The organism is Acidobacteriota bacterium, from assembly GCA_040754075.1.
Lineage (GTDB): Bacteria > Acidobacteriota > Blastocatellia > UBA7656 > UBA7656 > JBFMDH01.
Window position 1 is genome coordinate 44,061 of record JBFMDH010000031.1, and the last position, 20,916, is coordinate 64,976.

The window sequence follows — 20,916 nt, forward strand, 5'->3', positions numbered from 1 at the left end:
TCTTCACCTTTTCACCTCCTCACCTCTTCATCTTTCCTCTGTGTTTCTGTGGTGAAAACATCTTTTTCACAGTCTAAACAAGTATGAAAACTTCACGAATAATTGCCGGCCATCATTAATGAAACGGTCTCTGGGTCTAAGAATGCCGAAATCATTGACGCGCAACGCCGGGTCAAGATTTTGCAGGTTGCTGTTATAACCGATGTAGAGCGCCGTGCCCGGATGCGGCAACCAGGTAACGAGAAAATCGGCATTGAAATTTTTCGTGGTTTGCAAAGAGGTCAACTCAGGATTTGCCAATACCGTATCGTACTGGAAAATCAATCGCAAAGAGAGGGCGCGGTTGAATTGCCAGTTCCACTTTGAACGGTAGATGTGATTGTTAAAAATGCCCGCGCCGCTGTCACGCCGCGCCAGCCGTTCAAAGATGTAGGTGTTATCAATTTTGAGTCGCGTGGCGGGTCTTACCGTCAGTCCGAAAAAGCCTGTGGTGCGGTTTTCGATTTCCGGCAACTCACCCGCAGCGGGAACAAAATTCAACCGCTGTCCGAACCGCCATTCCGTATTAATGCTGACTTCGGAAAAGTAAGAGCTGTTGATTTGGAAACCTTGATTGGTGCGATGGTAATTGGTCGCGCGTGTGAGTCCCGGAAAATCACGCGGTCTTAACACTTCGCTTTCAGTCGCATAAAAAACCTGCGCAAAGGTTTGTCGGGCAAATTCAAAATTGAGTTCCTGAATGTAAGATTCGTTTAACTTCGTGCCATCGTGATCCCAACTGTGAATGGCAATCGCATTCGGACCCCAGGAGATTAAGCGTTTTCCTTCGGGTCTGAAGGTATAGCGGAAAAAGTTGGTCGTCTCGCGAATATCCGGGCGTTGAAAAAATCCGGTCTGGGTACGGTAGCCTTTCGAGAAATCCTGATAGCTTGCGAAATAACCAACCTTTCTTGAGGTGAAATCGAGATTGGCATAATAAGCCGTGCCGTTCATCTTCGTGCCATCGAGAAAGCGGGTGGAACTGGCAACCGCCTGCATACTGGTCACCCATTGCGAATTCAATTTAAATCGCGCATCGATGCCACCGACGCGATTGAAACTGTTTTCAAATTCGCGGTCAGTATAGATTGCGCCGATGCTCGATTGATTCAAAATGTCGCGGCTGACGCGGGCAACCGTGAACAGCGCGCGTTTGTCTTCGAGCGGGTCGCCGTTTGCAACCGCCTTACCGGGCGACTCGTCATCGGCAATCAACGCGCCGATATTGTATTTGCCGAGTTTGCCGGTGAGTCGCGCGCCAAATTGCGGGTCAGCGATGCGGCGGGTGAAGAGTAAATTGATTGGAGTTTGAAAAAAGCCGGAATTTTCGAGGAAAAACGGGCGTTTTTCGGGAAAGAAAACCTCGAATCGCTGATTGACGGTGGCTTGCGGTTCGTCGGATTCCACCTGGCTGAAATCGGGATTGAAGGTTAAATCCAAAACCAGACTGTCTTTTAAAACGAATTTCGCATCCAGCCCGCCATCGAATTCGGCGCGCTTGCTGGCGAATTGCGGATTGTTGAAATCGCGTGTATCGAGGGCGCGAAACGAACGCAAGGCGGCATAGGGAATCAATTGAATGTTGCGACCAGGCGAGATATTCGCAAGTCCCTGTACCACGCCCGCCTGATTTAAACGCCCTTGAACGCGGCTCGACACATGCGGCCAGTATGACCATTCGTTGGCGCGTGGAATGTGTCTGAGCAAGGTGATGCCCCAGGTCTGCTCGTCATTTGGTGAAAAGCGCAGGCTTTTAAAGGGAATCGCCATATAGACGACATAGCCATCTTCGGTAATTTGGGCTTCGGAATCCCACACCGTATCGAAAGAAAAATCGGGTCCGTCGTCAGGACCCGGCGCGCGGTTTTCATTCCAGAGTCCATCGGCTTGCACCCCCACAGGATTTGACCAGAACACGAAACCATGCAAACGGTCGTGAAAAGTATCAAGGGTGATTTCGACAAAATCATCGCCAAATGCGCCTTCGCGTCGGGTCATGCGGGCGCGGAGTTTATCGGGTTCGGAATCGAAGCACACCATGACGATATAAAGATTTTTGTCATCGTACCCTAGATAAGCATCGGTTTTTTGTGAGGCAGGGTCGCCGTCTTTGGGCTGGCGTTGGGTGAAGCCTTCGACCTTGACCATTTCAGGCGATGACCCATTATGCGGTTTCATCCCCAGGAAATTTTCTATCGTCGGTTTGCCGGAAAGACGCGGAATCGTGATGGTTTTGCCGGTTGCTTCACCATCACTGGCAAGGGTATTCGCGGGAGTCGAAAAAGCCAGAGCAAGCAATGCGAAAAACGCTACGTGCCCAAAGCGTTTAAGTGAAAACATTCAATCTCTCCATGTTCGATGAACTGTGGCTGGTTTTTAACGTGTCATTGTCGCTTATGAAGCGGGAAAAATCTAGGTTTAATGCCAAACTTTCGTTGGCATTTTTCAACTCACGCCGCACTCAGCTTTTTGATATGGCGTATGAGGAATGCGAGCAGCAGCGCGCCTGCCGTAACAACTGAACCGCTCCCACATCTCGGTGAAAACAGGGTCGTGAGTCTCACCAGATGACCGCCGATGCCTGTGCGGTCGCGCGCAATTTCGTTAAAGGATGGATTGACGGTTTGTGGCGCGATGGTTGATCTGCTCATAACCCTGGCATTCCTTCTACTCGAAAAATTTCTTTTTAGACGCAGTCCCCGATAGCCAATTTTTTTTGAGTTTGCGGAACCCAGCCGAAAGACCGGAGACCGCTTCTAAAAAGAACTCCTTTGTTTCACCCGAAGCTTTTGAACTTACAAAAAATTTAAGATGAGCGGCTAAAAAGCGACTAGCGATTTGTCACCAAGTGGCTATTTAATGGCGCGAATTGTTGGTTTGCGGCACGAATTGCTTGCCTGAAAAACTATCCGTTGCCGCTTTGACGATTACTGACAAAGCAATTGAATGATGGAAAGCAGTAGAGGTAAACTAGCGGCAAAACGAAATTGAGGAGAAGCCTGATGTCAGCAATTCCGAAAACCTCATACACTCTTGAAGAATATCTCGAACTCGACCGCACGTCCGAAGAACGCTTTGAATTTTGGAACGGCGAAATTTTCTTGATGAGCGGCGTGAGTCCAAATCATGCGCGGATTGAAATGAGTGTTGCGCTTTCATTAAGCAACTGTACATCCAGGCGTGGTTGTGAAGTTTTTCCTGCCAACATTCGCTTAAAAGTTCCGAGTATGCCACCCTATCATTATGCGGATTTGTCTGCGCTTTGCGGGAAAGCTGAGTTTGAAGAGATTGGCGGCATTGATGCGCTTACCAATCCGGCACTAATTGTCGAAGTGCTTTCGCCATCAACAGAAGCTTATGACCGCGGCGATAAATTTTCGCACTACAAATCGATTCCGAGTTTCACGGAGTATCTGCTAATCGCTCAACATCGCCCGCACATTTCACAATTCATCCGACAAAGCGACGATTCGTGGTTGCAAAGAGAGTTCAACGATTTAGCCGATACTGTGAAGTTGACTTGGGTTGAATGCGAATTGCCGCTCAAAGAAGTTTATCAAAACGTCTCATTTGAATCGGCTGCAAGTTCGAGGCAACCCGCTTCTCCTGATGTGGTTATCTGAAGCCGCATTCATCATTGCTGAAACACCAGGCAAAACTACAACTCGCTGCCGAGCAATTCGCCGAGGCGTTTGCGGCAACTGCGACTCATCATGAGTTTGGTTCCGTCGCGCAACACCACACGGTATTCATGATTAAACCAGGTTTCGAGTTCTTTGATGCGTTCGAGGTTGACGATGGTCGAGCGATGTATGCGAAGGAATTTTTTCGGGTCGAGCCGGGCTTCGAGATTGCCGATGGCTTCGCGCAACAAGTGCGCATCTTTGCCGATATGCAAACGGACATACTTTCCTTCGGCTTCGAGCCAGTCAATATCATCGGTTTTGATAAAGAAAATTCGCCCGCCCGATTTAATAATAAAACGCTCAAGAAAATTCGCTTTGGCGCGCAACTCTTCCAATAAGGTGAGCGTCCGCGTATTCAATTCATCATTGCTTTCCGTGTGCAATCGGCGCTTGACCTGGGCAATGGTTTTATCAAATCGCGCCCGGTCAAAGGGTTTCAGCAAGTAATCAATCGCATGCACTTCAAACGCCCGCACCGCATATTTGTCGTGCGCGGTGACGAATACCACCAGCGGCAAAGCGTTTTCATCAAGCGCATCAAGCACATCAAAGCCGCTGATTTCGGGCATCTGCACATCAAGAAAGATTAGTTGGGGCTTTTCGTTAAGGATTGACTGAATGGCTTCATGACCATTGGCGCATTCGCCGATGATCGCGAATTCACTATCTGCGCCAAGCAGTTTTCGCACGCGGCGGCGTGCCAGCGGTTCATCATCAATAATCACTGTGCGGATTTTTTCTTTCGCCATCGCTATACCGTAAGACGGGTTGCCGCATCAACGATGAAAGGAATTTCAAGGGTTACGAGTGTTCCGCCTTCCTCTGCATTCACTAACTCGAAACGATGCAGCGCGCCGTAAATCTGTTGCAAGCGCGCGCGGGTGTTGGCAAGTCCGACGCCCTGCCCGTTCGAGGTCGCCGGGTTGCTGTGAAGTCCCGCGCCATCATCTTTGATTTCCAGGAGTAGTTTGGCGTTTTGGTTGCGCGCGCGAATTTCAATACGCCCGCCGCTGATGCGTTCGGCGATGCCGTGACGAATAGCGTTTTCAATCATCGGTTGCAAAATCATATTCGGCACCTGCGCCGAAAGCGTTTGCGGTTCGATGTCAAATTGCACCTGTAAACGGTCTTGAAAACGCACCTGCTCGATATCCAGATAACGCCGCAAAAATTCCAACTCTTCCTGAAGCGTGACCGTCTGCGCTCCCGAATTTTCAAGCGTCAAACGCAGAAAATCGCCAAGACGCGCCAGCATTTCATCAGCGGCTTGGGCGTCTTCATCAAGCAGCGCGGAAATCGAATTGAGCGTGTTGAATAAAAAATGCGGATGCAGTTGCATCTTGAGCGATTGCAACTCAGCCTCGGTGATTTGCAATTTGGCTTCGGCAAGTTCGGCTTTGAGGTGCGAAGCTTTCACCTCTTCCTGTTGATAACGTTTGTAATAATTGATGACATGCGCCACCAGCAAAATCACCCCGTATGCCATAAACCCGGTCGGCAGATTGAAAAATAAAAGATGACGAAAGAGACTTGCCAGCGAATCAAGCGATTCGTCGGGCGCGATGTAAAACAACCAGGCAATCGACAGATACACTGTGCGATGAATGATGGTGATGAGCAGTCCGGCGGCGATGTTAATGGAAAAGTTACGCAACCATTTTGCGCGTTCCAATGGGAAGCGCCGGGCAATGAAAAAGATCAATGGCGAAAAACTCGCCCACACGGGCCAGTAAACCAATTCCCACATCAAGACGCTTGAAAGCGACAGCGGTTGCTGATAGAACTGCACGTGGACTTCGGAAAACAGATAATCATTGATGCCAAACGCCAAACCGACGAGCAACCAACCGGCAAACACCAACGCAAAAATAGTCCAACGCTTCTTAGACATATTGAACAGCAGGGTTATTCAACTACTACAGAGATCACTCAAAATTAACAGGGCATTAGCATGAAGTTAAGCGGCGCGGATGTAGCGCAGGTTGTCTAACCTGCGGCAGTCTTGGTCTAAGACCCTTTGAAATTTCGAGGACATACTTTCCTGAGTCGGCGCAGACCAGACAGTCTGCGCTACAGCTTTTCTTAATTTCATGCCATTGATTAACAGGGATGGGCGGGATAGCAAAATAAACATTCATCTATCCGGTCTATCCCCGTTTGAATTTCTTAAACTGCGATGTCTTTGCGATAGTGGATGCGCTCGAAATGGATTTTGCGCGTCGCTTCATATGCTCGCGCGCGGGCTTCCTGCAAAGTTGCAGCGCGCGCCGTCACGCCCAACACGCGACCGCCTGAGGTCACGAACTCGGCATTGTCATTAAACGCCGTGCCCGCATGAAAAACCGTCACGCCTTCGACCGCTTGGGCTTCAGCAAGTCCGGTTATCACTTTGCCTTTTTCAAAGTCGCCCGGATAGCCGCCCGATGCCGCGACGATGCACACAGACGCATCATTGCTCCATTTAATGTCGATTTCTCCGATGCGTTTATCGATAATCGCTTCGCAAATTTCGATGAGGTCGCTGTCGAGCCTCACCATAATCGATTGGGTTTCCGGGTCGCCAAAGCGCGCGTTGTATTCAATCACTTTTGCGCCATCTTTGGTGAGCATCAAGCCGATGTACAACACACCGCAAAACGGATTGGCTTCTGCCAGCAGTCCCGCAAGCGTCGGCTTGATGATATGGCGTTCGCATTCGGCAATCGTCGCCTCATCCAGAAGACCGGGTAGGGAAAACGAACCCATGCCGCCGGTGTTCAAACCTTCGTCGTTATCGTTGGCGCGTTTGTAATCCTGCGCCGGCGCGATGATTTTATAATCGCGCCCGTCTGTGAAAATCATCAGCGACGCTTCACGACCGACCAGACATTCTTCCAACAACACGCGCCGTCCGGCATCGCCAAATACGCGGTCAACCATCATCGCTTTGATGGTTTCTGCAAATTCCTGTTGGCTATCCGCAAGGCGCACGCCTTTACCGGCGGCAAGTCCATCGGCTTTGACAACGATAGGAAACTGGTAATCTTGCGCGGCACGAAGCGCGGCTTCAGCCGAATCACAAATCGTAAATCGCGCGGTCGGTATTCCATGACGCGCCATAAATTCTTTGGAGAAAATTTTACTGCCTTCAAGTTGCGCGGCTTTCGGTGAAGGCGCAACGATGCGCAGGTTGTGTTTGGCGAAGACTTCGGCGATGCCTGCAACCAGCGGCGCTTCGGGACCGACAAAGGTCAAATCAATCCGGTGTTGTTCGGCAAGCGCGGCAAGCGAATCAAGGTCATTTAGATTGGCTTTCAAACAGGTTGCAACTTGCGAAATGCCTGCATTGCCGGGCGCGCAAAAAAGTTCGGTGGTGTGCGGGCTTTGGGCAAATTTCCAACAGATGGCGTGCTCTCTGCCGCCCGAACCGATGACAAGAATTTTCATAGTTTCTGGTTCCTGATTTTTAGTTTCTGGTTTCTGGTTGTTGCTGCAAATTCACTGTTCGTCTCGAAATCGAAATTTACCACTTCAAGCCGGAAACGATAAACCGGAAACCGGAAACTAATCGCCGGTTTCGATGACAGGTTGTGAGGGTTCGAGTTTATGCGCGTCGGCTCTGTCGAGTCGCCTTTGAATCACCCACCAGATGATGCCGGGAATGATGAACGCGAAACCGAGCATCGAAGCGAGTGGTTTGGGATGATAGCCGAAACTATCCATGCCTTTGGCAGTGAGATAGGTCGAGGTCGAAAGCGTCAGCGTCATAAGTGATTGTTCGAGCGCAAAGACGCGACCTAAGAAACGATTGTCGGTTGAAAATTGTAAAAGGGTTGTTGAAAAGACCCATTGAATGCTGCCGCCCGCGTGACCGCCGATGACGCATAAACAGGTAAGCGCAAAAAACGGTGAGGTCGCAAAGAGCAAATAAAAAAATGTGCTGATGAAAAACGCGACGGTAATCGAACGCCGCATTGTCGGAATTGAGGCGCTCGTTATGGCGCGGGCAATCATCGGCCCAATCAGTGCGCCAAATCCCCGACAACCGTACAAAATGCCAATCGAAGTGCTGCCGTCCGCGCCAATCGGAAAAACCTCTTTGCCGAAAATCGCCAGTAAAAACAGCACGCCGCCGCCTGCTACCCCCCAACCGCTTTTAATCCACATCACCGAAACCACACGCGGGTTGGCTTTCAAATAGCGCGCCCCTTCAACTAAATCGTTGATGCCGGTGGCTTCGGCAAATGAGAGTTTCGATTCGAGGTTCGCTTTTTTTGGCGTCGGCGGAACGCGCGTGATGAGGACGAAAAAGGCGGAAAGAAAAAATGACAGCGCATCGATGATGAATGCCGTATTGCGTCCGAATAAATCGGTGACTATGCCGCCCGCTGCCGCGCCCAATGCCAGGGTGATTGACCAGGTCGCCGAACTGAGCGCATTTGCCGAAACCAGGTCTTCGCGACGCACGATGTTGGGAACCGCAGCCGATTCGGCGGGTTCAAAAAAGGTTGAAAGGATAATCTGTACGGCGCTCAGCGCATAAGCAATCCACACCTGATCGGCGCGCTGAATGAAAAGAAAGCCGAAACCCAATATGCCGCGCAACACATCCGTAACCATCATAATGGTTTTGCGATTGAAGCGGTCGGCAACCACACCCGCAAGCGGCCCGAAAAAAAAGGTCGGCAATAATTTGATGATTAGCACCAGCGCCACCGCTTCGCCTGAACCGGTGAGGTTTAAAAGCAGTGTGGAAAGCGCCACGAAATTGAACCAGTCACCGGCTTGCGAAATGAACCGGCTCATCATGAGATTGCGAAAATCGCAGTTCTCGCGCAGCAATTCAATGAAACCGGTCGATGTATCCGCTTTGCTTTTCATCTTGTCATTCTAGTTGGGCAAAATCTCTCTTTCAATGAATCCGCACGGCAAGGTTTTATATTCCCGATGAGGATGCCGGATTTGCAGTTCGTATTGGATTTTTTAAAGCACAGCCGCGCAAGGTTAAGTTTTATCTTAGGATTGAACGGATGAAACGGATTGGGCAGATTGAATGTATCCGCTAAATCTGCCTCATCCGCCGAGTCCCGGGCGTGAACTTTTATTTTCAAAAACGGACATTCACTTCAAGTAAAACCGCTTGCCCCTGAGACAACAGCGTACTTTTGCCTTTTGCCTTTTGCCTTTTGCCTTCGCTATGATGAGCCAATCAGAGCGGGAACCTGAAGGAAGGCTATGCATATAGAATCTCTGAAAGTATTTTGCGATTTGATTGATACGCGCAGTTTTTCCAAAGCGGCGGCTAAGAATTTCATTTCTCAATCTGCCGTCAGTCAACAGATTCGCGCTTTTGAAGAGAAGTTCGAGCGTCAGCTTGTCGAACGCAGCCGCAAAGGTCTGGTGCCGACCGCCGCCGGTCTCACGTTTTATAAAGGTTGTCGGGAAATCCTCGACCGTTATAACGCGCTCGAAGAAGAATTGAAAACCCTCGGCAATCTCGTGAGCGGGCAGGTGCGGGTGGCGACCATTTATTCGGTCGGGCTTCATGAAATTTCGCCGATTGTTAAGAATTTTATAAAAAATTATCCACAAGCCAACCTGCATATCGAATACAGCCGCGCCAATAAAGTTTATGATGATGTGATTAACGGCACCAATGACATCGGCATCGTCGCCTATCCGAAAGCCCAACCGCAACTTGAAATCATTCCCTATCGCTCGGAACCGCTTTCATTGATTTGTTATCCTGAACATCCGCTGGCAAAACGCAAACGGGTTGACATCGAGCATCTCAAAGATGAGCGGTTGATCGGTTATGAACGCGACATTCCCTCGCGCAAAGCTTTGGATAAAATTTTTCGCACGCAGGGCATCACCCCGAATTATGTGATGGAATTCGATAACATTGAAATCATGAAACTGTATGTTGAATCGGGGCAGGGCATCACTATCTTGCCGGCAACGGTTGCCGAAGCGGAAACCCGCGCAGGAACCTTGAAAGCCGTGAAGTTTACCAAACCTTATATTCGCTCCGTCGGCATCATCTATCGCAAAGGCAGAATTTTCAGCACCGCCGCGCGCAAGTTTCTGGAAATGCTGGTCGCTTCGGCAATGGCGTGATTTTTTGCAGGTGCATTTGTATTATCATCTCCCGACCATAAATCAGCGGAAAAATCTGAGCATTGGTACTTTTCTCTACCAGAGCAGTTGGCGAGGTGTAGACGCTGTCTGTTTCGCTAATATTTTAGAGATGCATTTTTGATTAACCAAACCGTTGCTTTTATGAGTAAAATAGCGCCCCTGACCTGTTCATCCCCGAACAGGGTTTTTGCAGAATCAATCAAGGAGTTTTGGTAATGGATAGCCCCCTCAATACTGCACAGCAATATTTTGAACGCGCGCTTGAACTCTATAACAAAGGGCTACTTGACGAAGCCATCGAACGTTACCGCATCGCCATTGAAATGCGTGATGGCAATTTTCCACGCGCTCACTATTTTTTAGCGCACGCCTTACTTGCCACAGGCAACCCGGAAGCCGCGCTCGAAGCCTTTCAACGAGCTATCGAACAACAGCCCGAAAATCCCGATGCTTATTACCATCTCGGCAACGCCCTTGCCCGCATCGGCAATCACCCGGAAGCCATCAAAGCTTTCAATAAAGCCATCGAACAACGCGGCGGCAATCATGCCTGGGCGCACCACGATTTAGGACTCACCCTGCTGGGAAGCGGGCACGCGGCAACCGCAATCGAGGCGTTTAAAAAAGCCATTGAACAACGCCAGGAAATTTTTCCCAAAGCCTGGCATAACCTCGGCGTCGCCTATGCCCGAAGCGGCAAGTTAGACGAAGCCATTCGCGCGCTTGGCAAAGCCCTGGAGCAACGGCAGGGCGTATATCCCGAAACCCAGTTTGAACTCGGTCGCGTACTCACCGAAAAAGGCGATTTGCAAGCCGCGGTCACGGCGTTTCGCGAGTGTCTGGCGAATCGTCAAAAGCGTTTTCCCGAAGCCCATTTTGAACTTGGTCGCGCGTTTTATGGTCTCGGACAACTCGACGACGCCACCGCTGAATTTCACGCCGCGCTCGCTGAACAGACGCATTACCCGGAAGCCTATCACGGACTTGGTCGTGTACTCGCAAGACAGGGCAACGTTGCGGAAGCCCGTGAAGCTTACCAGGCGGCGATTCGACAGCAAGGGGATTTCCCCTGGGCGTATCACGGACTCGGCAATCTCTTTGCCCGACAAGGAAACCTCACTGAAGCGATCAACGCCTATCGCCAAGCCATCAAACAAAACCCGCTGTTTCCCCGCGCTCATTACGATTTAGGCATGGCGCTCAATGCCCAGGGCGCAGGCGACGACGCTATCAACGCCTTTAACAAAGCCATTGAACAGCGCGGCGGCAATTACCCGGAAGCCCATTATGAACTCGGTCGCCTGTACGCTTTGCAGGAACAGACGTTGCTCGCCGCGCAATCATTTAAAACCGCCATCGCGCAAAACCCGCATTTTCCTGAAGCCCATCAAGACCTCGGCGTCGTGCTCTATCGCAGCGGTAACACGCACGAAGCGATTACCGCCTATCGCGCGGCGCTTGCCCAAAGCAATGGCGATTTTGCCACCGCGCATCATAATCTCGGTCTGGCGCTTCTGGATTTGGCTGAGTACGACGAAGCCATCCGCGAATTGCACCTGGCGATTCAACAACAGACGCGCTTTCCGAAAGCCTATCGCAATCTTGGTCGCGCCTATTATTCGGTCGGCAATTTCGACAGCGCCATCCAAGCCCTGCGCACGGCAGTTCAGCAACGCGAAGGCAAATTCGCCGAGGCTTATTATGATTTAGGTCTGGCGCATTTCAGCAAAGGGCATTTCGACGACGCGATTGCCGCCTTGCAAACTGCCATTGAACAGACCGACGAACGAGCTTTCCCCGAAGCCCATTTCTGGCTCGGCAACGCCCATAGCGCCAAAGGCGATGCGCCAAGCGCCGTGCGCTCTTTTAAAGCCGCGCTCGCCACGCGCGAAGGCACTGCCTATCCCGAAGCCCATTACAGTCTCGGTCTCGCATACGAACAACTCGGCGACCACACCAATGCGATTGCGGCGTATCGTCAGGCGCTTGCTGAAAATGAAAATTTCGCGGCGGCGCATTACAGCCTCGGCAATGCGCTGTTGCGTTCAGGCGCGATTGAGTCGGCGATTATCAGTTTGCAACGCGCCACCGATTTGCAAAACGATATGCCCTGGGCGCATCAGAAACTCGGTCAGGCGTTGCATCAGGCAGGCAGGCTCGACGAAGCCCTTCAGGCTTTGCAACGCGCCATTGCGTTACAGTCCGATTTCCCCGAAGCCAAACTCAATCTTGCGCAATCGCTTTATGCCAACGGCAACACCGCTGCGGCGATTGATGCCTGTAACGAAGTGATTGCCATGAGCAGCCTCGCTTTTCCCGAAGCCCATTATCTGCGCGGGCGGGCGCTTTATGAAATGAATGACCTCGAAGAAGCCGCGCTTGGGTTCCGCACCGCTATCAGTATCAATCCCGAAATGGCTGAAGCGCATCGCGACCTGGGACACACGCTTTATGATTTGGGCGATCTTGACGGCGCAATCAATGCCTATCGCACGACCCTCGATTTGCACCCCGAATACATCCTCGTCCATCACGATTTGGGCGTGACGCTTTGTGAACGCGGGCGCGTCGAAGAAGCGATTACCAGTTTGCGCCGCGCTACAGACAATCCCGAAGAAGCTTTCCCGTTCGCCTGGCATGACCTGGGCGTGGCGCTTTACGATTCGGGTGAAATTGATGAGGCAATACACGCCTTCAATAAAGCCATTGAACAACGGCGCGGACGTTACCCGCAGGCGTTCTACAATCTCGGCAATGCGTTTTATGCGCGCGGCGACGTGGATGGCGCGGTGCAGGCTTATCAAACGGCTATTGACCAACAGGGCGGCAATTTCCCCGACGCTTATCGCAATTTAGGAAATGCGTTGGCGCGACTTGGCAAACTTGATAGCGCCACCGATTCGATTAAACAAGCGATTGCGCAAGGCGATACGGCTGCCGATGCGCACCACGATTTGGGATTGATTCTGTACGGGCGCGGTCAACTGGACGAAGCAATTAAAGAATTTCGTCAGGCGATTGAACTCCGTGATGGCGTAGACCCGGAAGCGCATCGCAATCTCGGTCGCGCGCTTTATCAAATGGGTGCGCTCGAAGAGGCGCGAGTTGAATTTGAAACCGCTATCGCGCAACGCGAAATTCAATCTGCGCCGCGCGCGGCAACTACCGGGTTGCTTTCGAGTGAAGCGACGCTTGATGAGCATAAAGGCGCGACCGCTAATCTGGTCGCCGAACTCAACCAATATGCAACCTATGTGACAGGGCTTTTCCCGGAAGCCCATTTCGATTTGGGGCGTGTGCTGTTTAGTCTCGGTCGAACCGAAGACGCCATCAAACAATTTCGCTTGGCTATCGAACAACGCGACGGTCATTATCCACGCGCCCACTTTGAACTCGGACGCGCGCTCGGTCGCGCGACGGCGCTTGCGGATGCCATCAACGAATTGCAAAAAGCCATCCAACAGCAGGGCGGACGGTTTCCTGAAGGCTATTTCCAGATGGGCACGTTTTATGCGCGACAATCGGATTACGATGCGGCAATCGAAGCTTACCGAACCGCCATTCAACAATCGGGCGGCGTTTATCCACAGGCTTTCTATCAACTCGGAACCGCTTATGTGCGAACCGGAAATCAAAGCGCCGCGCTTGACGCCTTTGACCGCGCCATCGAACAACGCGGCGGTTATTACCCGGAAGCCCATCAGGATAAAGGTCGGGTGCTTTATGCAATGGATCGGCTTGATGAAGCCAACAACGCCTATTCGACAGCGGTTCGTCAGAAAAACGGTAATCATCAGCCGGTTGAAGAAACGCCAGCCGAGATTCCCGAATCGGTCAGCGAAACGTTAGGCAATCGGTTGAGACAAGCGCCCGCGGCAAGTAGCGGCGAAGCAACGATTAAAGTGGAAACCAAAGTGACGAAACCGTCCGAATAAGTGGTTGAGGTTCGGTTTGCCGTTAGAGGAGAAAAAAAGCAATGGAAAGCCTCACCTTACCGATGCTGATTGGTTTAATTGTAGGACTGACTATCGGCTTTGGCATTTGCTGGTTAATTTTTAAACGCCGCGAATCGGTAAAAAATGAATTATCAGAGCGTGACCTGACCAATCATTTTGCTGCCGCAAGGAATCTGGAAACGATTGTTATGCTTGAACATGAAGTTGCTGAAAAATCCGCTAAACTGTCTGCGCTTGACCAGGATGTCAAAACCAACGTGGCAAGACTCACGGCTTTGGAAGAACAATTGACCACCGCACAACACTCGCTCAAAGCCAAAGATGAGGAACTCGCGGTGTTTGAAGAACGCTTGAGAATCAACAAAAGCGACCTTGAATATACCGCGACCTTGGAATCGCGGTTGCTCGAATCCGCAAAAGAATTTCAACTCAAACTGAGCGATAAGGATTTGGAAATTCTGCGACTACAGGAACGCCTCGAAAGCTTTGAAAAAACCAGTCCCGCAGAAAAACTCGAAGCTTTAACTCTTGAACGCGATGCCTTGATTCGTGAAAAAACGCTTGCCCTTGAACAGAAAAATGCCGAAGTTCAGGAACTGCAAAATGCCGTCAACGCTTTGGTTCAAGAATATACTGACGCGAAAGCTGAGATGAGTGGGCAATTGCAAGCCGTCGAAGCCAAACTCGCGGAAAAGGATGCGGAGTTGGAACGCTTGCAAGCGCAACTGGAAATTTTTCAAAAAAGCGATTTGCCGCTTCTTGAATTAGACCGCGAGAGTTTCATTGATGCCAAACTTGCTGACCTCGATGCCACCTATCAAAAAGCGCTTCACGAAAAGGATGCAGAGATTTCGCAACTCCTTGATCACCTGAAGAGCGTTGACAATCTCGGCGCGTTAATGGCTGAGCGCGATGCGAAGTTACAGGAAACCGAAGCCGCATTCAGCGAGTTGCAAAGCCAATATCAAACCCTTGAGAGTGAAACCTCGGCGCGTCAAGCGGCGTTTGCAGCACTCAAAAAACGCGCCGATGAATTTGAACAACTGAGCAAACGAAATGCTGAGAGTTTCGGCATCAAGCTACAGGAAGCAGAAGACCAACACCGTCAATCGCTCGAAGAAAAAGAGGCGGAACTTGCGGAATTGCGCGAGCGCGTCGGATTCGTCGGCGCTTTGCGAAAACAATACGCCGAAAAAGAGGCAGAGTTACAATCGCTTGACGAGAAGTATCAGACGACGTTGAATAACAAAAATCTGGAAATCCATTTTCTCAAAGAACACCTCGATAACCTTGAAAAATTGCAGACCTCTTCGATTGACGAATTGAGAGACAATCAGCAATCGCTGCTCGCCGAACAGGAAAATCGAATTGCCGAATTGGAAGCCGGGCTTATCGAAAAGGATTCGTTGATTGAACAATGGCAGGCAAAAGTTTTTGAACTTGAACAAAGCAGCGCCGGACAAACTGAAACCTCGGATGACGATTTGCGCCAAGAGTACGAAACCCGGTTGCAGGCTAAAGAGACTGAGATAACCGAATTGCTTGAACGCATCACGGCGCTTGAAACGCTATTTGCCGCGCATTCCGAAGAGGTTGATTTAAAGTTCAAGGAGAAAGAGGCTGAACTTACGAAATTGCGCGAAGATGCGCGGGCGTTGGAAGTTTTCGTGGGCAGCCATTCTGAAGAAGTGGATAGGCGATTGCAGGAAGCCCAAGCAAAATATAAGACGGCTGTCATTGCCAAAAATGCCGAGATTTCGCGGCTGCAAATGCGCATCAATCAACTGGAACCGTTCAGCGCCCTAGTGGCGCAACGCGATGCGCGAATTCGCGAAATGGACAATCGTTATCAAACCGCCATCAGCACCAAAGATGCGGAGATTCAACGATTGCAAAACAAACTCCGCGAATTAAACGGCAACGCCCACATGGCTTCGTAAAGCAAAACCGAAATTAAAAACAAAAGGCAAAAGAAAAAACCGATGGTTTGCGCTTTTTCTTTTGCCTTTTTACTTTTTACTTTTTACTTTTTACTTAACCGATGGCGCAACTAAGCGGCACAAATCAACGACAAATTATTCTGCACGCGGTGCTGGCGGGACTGACGCCGCTGATTCCGGTGCCGCTCGTAGATGATCTGGTGAAGAGCTATTTTCAACGGCGCATGGTTCGCAAACTCGCAGCGGCGCATGCTCGCGTATTAAACCATCAAGACACCGAAACCTTTGCGGACGATCAAGACACCGGTTGTTTACGCGGGTGTTTGGTCACTGTGTTGCTATTGCCGCTCAAGGCTATCTTTCGCAAAATATTTTTCTTTCTCGAATGGAAACGCGCCATTGATGTTGTCTCTCACACCTATTATCAAGGTTTTCTGATTGATTATGCGCTTGCGGAAAACTGGTTGAACTGGCGCAGCGCCCAAGAGATTCGCGGCGCTATCGATGAGGTGCTTGCCAGGCTAAACACCAGTTTGATTGAACGCGCTGTAAAAGGGGTTTTCTATCAATCGAAAAGCGTGTTGCAAAATGCGGCGCGACTGCTGCAAAACAGTTTGCGCCGCATCACCCGTCGCCCTTCACAGGAAGAAGTTGCCGAAGTCATCGAATCCATTCAACCCGAAGAAGAACGCGAAGTCGCCGGTCTTGTCGGACAACTCGAAAATGCCATCAACAAAATTCCTGCCGAACATTTCGAGCAGTTGCGCTTGCAACTTGCCAACCGGCTGTTTCCACCCGCAAAGCAATGAGAAAATTCTGCTCATCGAGCGACTTGCAAAAACCATTTCTTGAGGTCGCAGTAAAGCCAATCGCAAATGGCTCTGGTTGTTTATAAATGATTGTGGGGACAAGATTCATTTTTGTCTCCCACAATTTTCTACATAATCAATCGGAAGCTGGTTTATTCAACCGGACGGGCGTAAAGAAATTCATCCGAAAGCGTGTTGTCGGAATTTCTCACCTGAAGTGTAACCGTTTGTCCGGCGGCAATTAAATTTCCGGCTTTTTTGGCGATTAATATGGTGGTTGGGTTGGTTTCATCATTAGCCGTCTTTTTCTGTTTCTCGCCATTTAAAAATATTTTTGCCCCAAGGTCAAAATTTGCGCCGGTGACGATTAACTTTTTTCCGCTCACACTAGCCCCGTTGATGGTTGGCGCAGCCGTTGGCGGGTCAACAACCGTTACGCCTTCCAAAGCGATGTTGAAAATCCCCAAATAACCTTGCCCTTCGGCGTTTAGCGGCAAAAGCATAGCGCTGCGATAGATGCCATCGTTGCTGTTGCGAGTGCCGCGCGCGCTTTTCGAGTTATAAGGCGCATTGGTGAACACCTGGTCGGTCAGGGTGTCGTCAAAAAAGAATTGCGAAGTAAACTCATAGGTTTCCTGAGACCCGGAATAGAGACGAACCTTGAAATGAATGTGAACGGTTCTGCCGGTGTAATAACCCGGATAGATGGTCGTGAATTGAGCAGCGCCGTTGCTGTCTGTGACTTGATAACCGCGCAGGAATTTCTGCCCGATGGTGCTGGATTGTCCCGCGCCGCTCACATCCGAATAAGCGCCCAGCGCATCACAGTGCCAGATGTCAACATAAGCATTGGGAAGCGGTGTGCAACTGCTGCCGGTAACGCGGCTCACATTAAATATCAATCGAAGCGGCACGCCGGTTTTGGTGACGTTGGTAGTCGGGTCCAGGCGAATGTCTGAACGATTGAGTTTTTCATCGACAAAATAGGGTCCTTCGGTTAATGCGGGTCTGACGACGCACGATAGCGATTGCGCTTGGGTCAGGGAGCCGAAAGCGGTTTTCGGTAAGAATCGTTTTGCCGGTTCGCCCGCCCAACCGACTAAAGCGGTGGCTCCTGCCGCGCCGAGTAAACGCAAGGTGTGGCGGCGGCTGATCAAATGTTTAGAGGTCTTTTTATCCACTGAATTGCTCCTTCTATTTGTTGATGCAGCGCGAGGGTTCACGTCGGGAGTCTCGCCTGCTCCGTTGAAATATCTCTCCATTATACGCAGCAACGCCGAAGGCTATCGTTAAGTCTTCGTCAGCGTTTTGTGAAGTTTTGTGAAGCGCAATCGGCGGGTGATGAAACCTGAAGCGACGGGCTGATGCGAACGGCAGCTTGCGTCCCCTATCATGCCTGTGTCATTCAGTTAAGAAAAAGGCTGAACCCGAAGACCACGAAGCAACACGAAGCGTTTAAAATTTATAAGTCTTTATTGCTTTTCGAGTTCTTTGAATTCTTCGCGTTAAAAAAAAATTCAGCAACTTAATGCCCTTGTCCTATGACGCTGTGGACTGGCAATCAAGCGCTTTTTTTCTCTGTGGGATTTTGTTCAATCGGCAAGTTGTGATTGAGCAGGAATTCGATTTTAGGAATCAGGCTGACCGCAACAAAAGGTTTATACAACAGCTCGACCGCGCCGCTATTGATCGCTTCCAGAATGATTGCCGGGGTAATCTGCACGCCCATTAAAAAGACGGCGATCTCATCAGGCAAGTTTTTTATTTTTCTGAGCAAATCAATGCCGGTCATATCGAGCAACCAGAGATTGATTAAGGCAATGTTGAACGATTCGCTGTACAGATGGATTAATGCATCGTGTGCGGTCTGTACCACTACGGATTCATAGCCTTGATGATGCAACAGCGTCTGCAACTCCGCAGCGGTTTGTGGTTCCGGTTCAACGATCAAAATGCGGACGTTTGTCTGAATTGCTGTCATCCTTTGACTCGACTTAAAAAAAACTTTTCATGTCCTGAACGATTAAATCGCTACAGGAAGTTCTCGAAAAATTTGCTGCATTCATTGGAACGCGCCAGTCTGGTAAATCATCGTGAAGTTTGGGTCAAGGCTATGTTAAGTTTTGTGAAGTTGGCGAAATCCTGCTGGACACCCGGCGACAGGCAACGCATAAACTCATGCGCGATTGGCGAATGCGCCATAACTCGACCGTTTAGATTTAGCGAAAGTAGCCGATGAGGTTAAGTGATGAACCGCATTTTGATTGTCGATGATGATTTGGATTTGTGTGAATTGCTGGCGAAATACCTGCAACGCGAAGGCTTTGATTTCGATATGGCGCATAGCGGCAGGCTCGGCGTTGAGCAGGCGCTTGCGGGAAATTATGCGCTGGTGGTTTTGGATGTAATGTTGCCAGGAATCAATGGCTTCGATGTGCTGCGCGAAATTCGCAGCAAATCGAATCTGCCGGTGTTGATGCTCACGGCGCGTGGCGATGATGTTGACCGCATCGTCGGTCTGGAAATGGGTGCCGATGATTATTTGCCGAAACCTTTCAACCCGCGTGAATTGATTGCGCGAATCCGCGCCATTTTGCGGCGCGCAAAACCTGAACCCAGTGATGCCGACTTGACTATCGCGTCCGAACAGATTGCGCTTGGCGATGTGGCGCTCGATAAAGCGACACGTGTGGTGACGCGCAACGGCGAAGCCTTGCCGCTTACCGCCGTTGAGTTTGATTTGCTCGAAGCCCTGTTGCGTTCGGCAGGACAAATCGTCATGCGCGAAGAGTTGGTGAAATCCATACTCGGTCGCAACTTCTCGCCTTATGACCGCAGCATCGACACTCACGTCAGCAACCTCCGCAAAAAACTCGGTCATTTCGTTGACGGCATCGAACGCATAAAAACGATTCGCGGCGTCGGCTACATTTACGCCAAGACCGGCGAGGCATCAAAGGAGTAAAGCGGATGCGCAGTCTGTTTTTTAAAATTTTTATCTGGTTCTGGGTAGCGATGGCGCTCATTGTACTGGTGCATTCGCTTTCGGCAATGATGGTTTTCGATAGCGGGGCGAAAGGTTTCGTCGGCGGACAACTGGCGATGCACGGCGTCGCGGTCGCTGAAATTTATGAACTGCGCGGCAAAGATCAGGCTAATGAATATTTGAAACTATTGGAACGCAACACCCGCACCCGCGCCGGTTTGTTTGATGACAGCGGCAATCGGCTGGCGGGCAGTGAATTGACCGACGATGCCAGAGCCAGTTTGCAAGATGCCATCGCCACCGGCAACGATAGTTTCCGACAGACCGCGAAAACCGATTACCTCGCTAAATGGTTAGAGCGCCCCAACGCTAAGCGATTGATTATTGTCAGCGAGTCCGGGCGTCCGACAGGAGTGCGGTTGCCGTTTATGCCGGGCATCTGGTATGTGCAATTTATCGCGGTGTTTTTCACGGCGGGCGCGCTCTGTTACGGGCTGGCGCGATACTTTACTGCGCCGCTGGTCAAATTGCGGCAGGCGACGCGCCAACTCGCCGCCGGCAATCTTTCAGCCCGTGTAGAGGCGGGCAACCGTCGCCGCGATGAGCTTGCCGATTTGGGACGCGATTTTGATGAGATGGCGGAACGCATTCAATCGTTGATGGATGCCCAACAACGTCTGTTGCATGACATCTCGCATGAACTGCGCTCGCCGCTCACGCGCTTGAATATCGCGCTTGAACTGGCGCGCGAAAGCGACGGCGAAGAAGCCCGTTGGGCGCTTGAACGCATCGCCCGCGAAGCCGACCGCTTGAATGATTTAATCAATCAACTGCTCACCCTTTCACGTCTCGAAAGCCGGGCTTCGAGTCAAGCAAACGAAGCGATTGATTTGAAACGCCTGGTCGAAGAGATTGTCTTTGACGCCGATTTTGAAGCCCACAGCCGCAATCGCGCTGTGCGTTTGATTGCCGCAAGTGATTGCGCGATTTCCGGCAATCAACAACTGCTGCATAGCGCCATTGAAAATGTCGTGCGGAATGCCGTGACCTATACCACCCAAGATACTGTAGTTGAAGTCGCCCTGCGTTGTGAAACGACAGGCGAAAATCACACATCATCACACGCCATCATTACGGTTCTCGATAAAGGGCAGGGCGTACCGCAAGCCGCATTAGCCGATATTTTTCGCCCGTTTTATCGCGTCGCCGATGCCAGAGACCGCGAATCGGGCGGCACAGGGCTTGGGCTTTCCATCAGTCAACGCGCCGTCGAATTTCACGGCGGCAGGGTTAAGGCGACCAATGCGCCGAATGCCGGATTATTGGTGGAAATCTCGCTGCCGCTTGCCAAAGGTGCAAAATAAAATCGATTCAATTAGC

15 protein-coding genes are annotated in these 20,916 nt (G+C 50.7%); 7 read left to right on the plus strand and 8 right to left on the minus strand.

Translation table 11 applies throughout. The annotated features are described in order from the left end of the window. Positions 1-66: 66 nt before the first annotated feature. Both AB1757_25200 and AB1757_25205 read right to left on the minus strand, forming a co-directional pair. Positions 67-2,379: a DUF5916 domain-containing protein gene (locus AB1757_25200; GenBank protein MEW6130357.1), complete on the minus strand. Its 2,313-nt coding sequence runs from the start codon at positions 2,377-2,379 to the stop codon at positions 67-69. 110 nt (positions 2,380-2,489) lie between these two features. Beyond that, positions 2,490-2,690, minus strand: coding sequence for a hypothetical protein (locus tag AB1757_25205; GenBank protein MEW6130358.1), 201 nt, complete (start codon positions 2,688-2,690; stop codon positions 2,490-2,492). 351 nt (positions 2,691-3,041) lie between these two features. Here AB1757_25205 and AB1757_25210 point away from each other — a divergent pair, with 351 nt between their 5' ends. Continuing rightward, entirely contained in the window at positions 3,042-3,662 is a 621-nt protein-coding gene (locus AB1757_25210) for a Uma2 family endonuclease (GenBank protein MEW6130359.1), read from the plus strand. A 35-nt stretch (positions 3,663-3,697) separates the two neighbouring features. Here AB1757_25210 and AB1757_25215 read toward each other — a convergent pair whose 3' ends face one another. The 4 genes from AB1757_25215 to AB1757_25230 all read right to left on the minus strand — a co-directional run bounded on the left by AB1757_25215 (position 3,698) and on the right by AB1757_25230 (position 8,585). Continuing rightward, complete coding sequence (locus AB1757_25215) at positions 3,698-4,474, minus strand: LytTR family DNA-binding domain-containing protein (GenBank protein MEW6130360.1); 777 nt, start codon at positions 4,472-4,474, stop codon at positions 3,698-3,700. A gap of 2 nt (positions 4,475-4,476) precedes the next feature. Next, positions 4,477-5,616, minus strand: coding sequence for a histidine kinase (locus AB1757_25220; protein ID MEW6130361.1), 1,140 nt, complete (start codon positions 5,614-5,616; stop codon positions 4,477-4,479). A gap of 275 nt (positions 5,617-5,891) precedes the next feature. Next, positions 5,892-7,151, minus strand: a complete 1,260-nt coding sequence (purD, locus tag AB1757_25225; GenBank protein MEW6130362.1) for a phosphoribosylamine--glycine ligase — start codon at positions 7,149-7,151, stop codon at positions 5,892-5,894. Positions 7,152-7,268: 117 nt separating this feature from the next. After that, a complete protein-coding gene (locus tag AB1757_25230; protein MEW6130363.1) occupies positions 7,269-8,585 on the minus strand; it encodes an MFS transporter in 1,317 nt (438 codons plus the stop codon). A 354-nt stretch (positions 8,586-8,939) separates the two neighbouring features. Here AB1757_25230 and AB1757_25235 point away from each other — a divergent pair, with 354 nt between their 5' ends. From AB1757_25235 to AB1757_25250, 4 genes are all read left to right on the plus strand, one after another. Continuing rightward, entirely contained in the window at positions 8,940-9,824 is an 885-nt protein-coding gene (locus tag AB1757_25235; GenBank protein MEW6130364.1) for a LysR family transcriptional regulator, read from the plus strand. Positions 9,825-10,060: 236 nt separating this feature from the next. Next, the gene (locus AB1757_25240; GenBank protein ID MEW6130365.1) at positions 10,061-13,780 is read left to right on the plus strand and encodes a tetratricopeptide repeat protein; all 3,720 of its coding nucleotides are present in this window, start codon (positions 10,061-10,063) and stop codon (positions 13,778-13,780) included. Positions 13,781-13,821: 41 nt separating this feature from the next. Next, on the plus strand, positions 13,822-15,741 hold the full coding sequence (locus AB1757_25245; GenBank protein MEW6130366.1) for a hypothetical protein: 1,920 nt from the start codon (positions 13,822-13,824) through the stop codon (positions 15,739-15,741). 101 nt (positions 15,742-15,842) lie between these two features. Further along, complete coding sequence (locus AB1757_25250; protein ID MEW6130367.1) at positions 15,843-16,550, plus strand: hypothetical protein; 708 nt, start codon at positions 15,843-15,845, stop codon at positions 16,548-16,550. A gap of 152 nt (positions 16,551-16,702) precedes the next feature. On the opposite strand, the gene AB1757_25255 is transcribed toward AB1757_25250, so the two are convergent. Both AB1757_25255 and AB1757_25260 read right to left on the minus strand, forming a co-directional pair. Next, positions 16,703-17,731: an intradiol ring-cleavage dioxygenase gene (locus AB1757_25255; protein MEW6130368.1), complete on the minus strand. Its 1,029-nt coding sequence runs from the start codon at positions 17,729-17,731 to the stop codon at positions 16,703-16,705. Between the two features lie 380 nt (positions 17,732-18,111). Beyond that, positions 18,112-18,531, minus strand: a complete 420-nt coding sequence (locus AB1757_25260; protein ID MEW6130369.1) for a response regulator — start codon at positions 18,529-18,531, stop codon at positions 18,112-18,114. Positions 18,532-18,798: 267 nt separating this feature from the next. On the opposite strand from AB1757_25260, the gene AB1757_25265 reads away from it, so the two are divergent. After that, positions 18,799-19,515 (plus strand): response regulator transcription factor, encoded by a 717-nt coding sequence (locus tag AB1757_25265; protein MEW6130370.1) that lies wholly within the window; start codon positions 18,799-18,801, stop codon positions 19,513-19,515. 5 nt (positions 19,516-19,520) lie between these two features. Further along, positions 19,521-20,900 (plus strand): ATP-binding protein, encoded by a 1,380-nt coding sequence (locus AB1757_25270; protein MEW6130371.1) that lies wholly within the window; start codon positions 19,521-19,523, stop codon positions 20,898-20,900. The last annotated feature ends 16 nt before the right edge of the window (positions 20,901-20,916 follow it).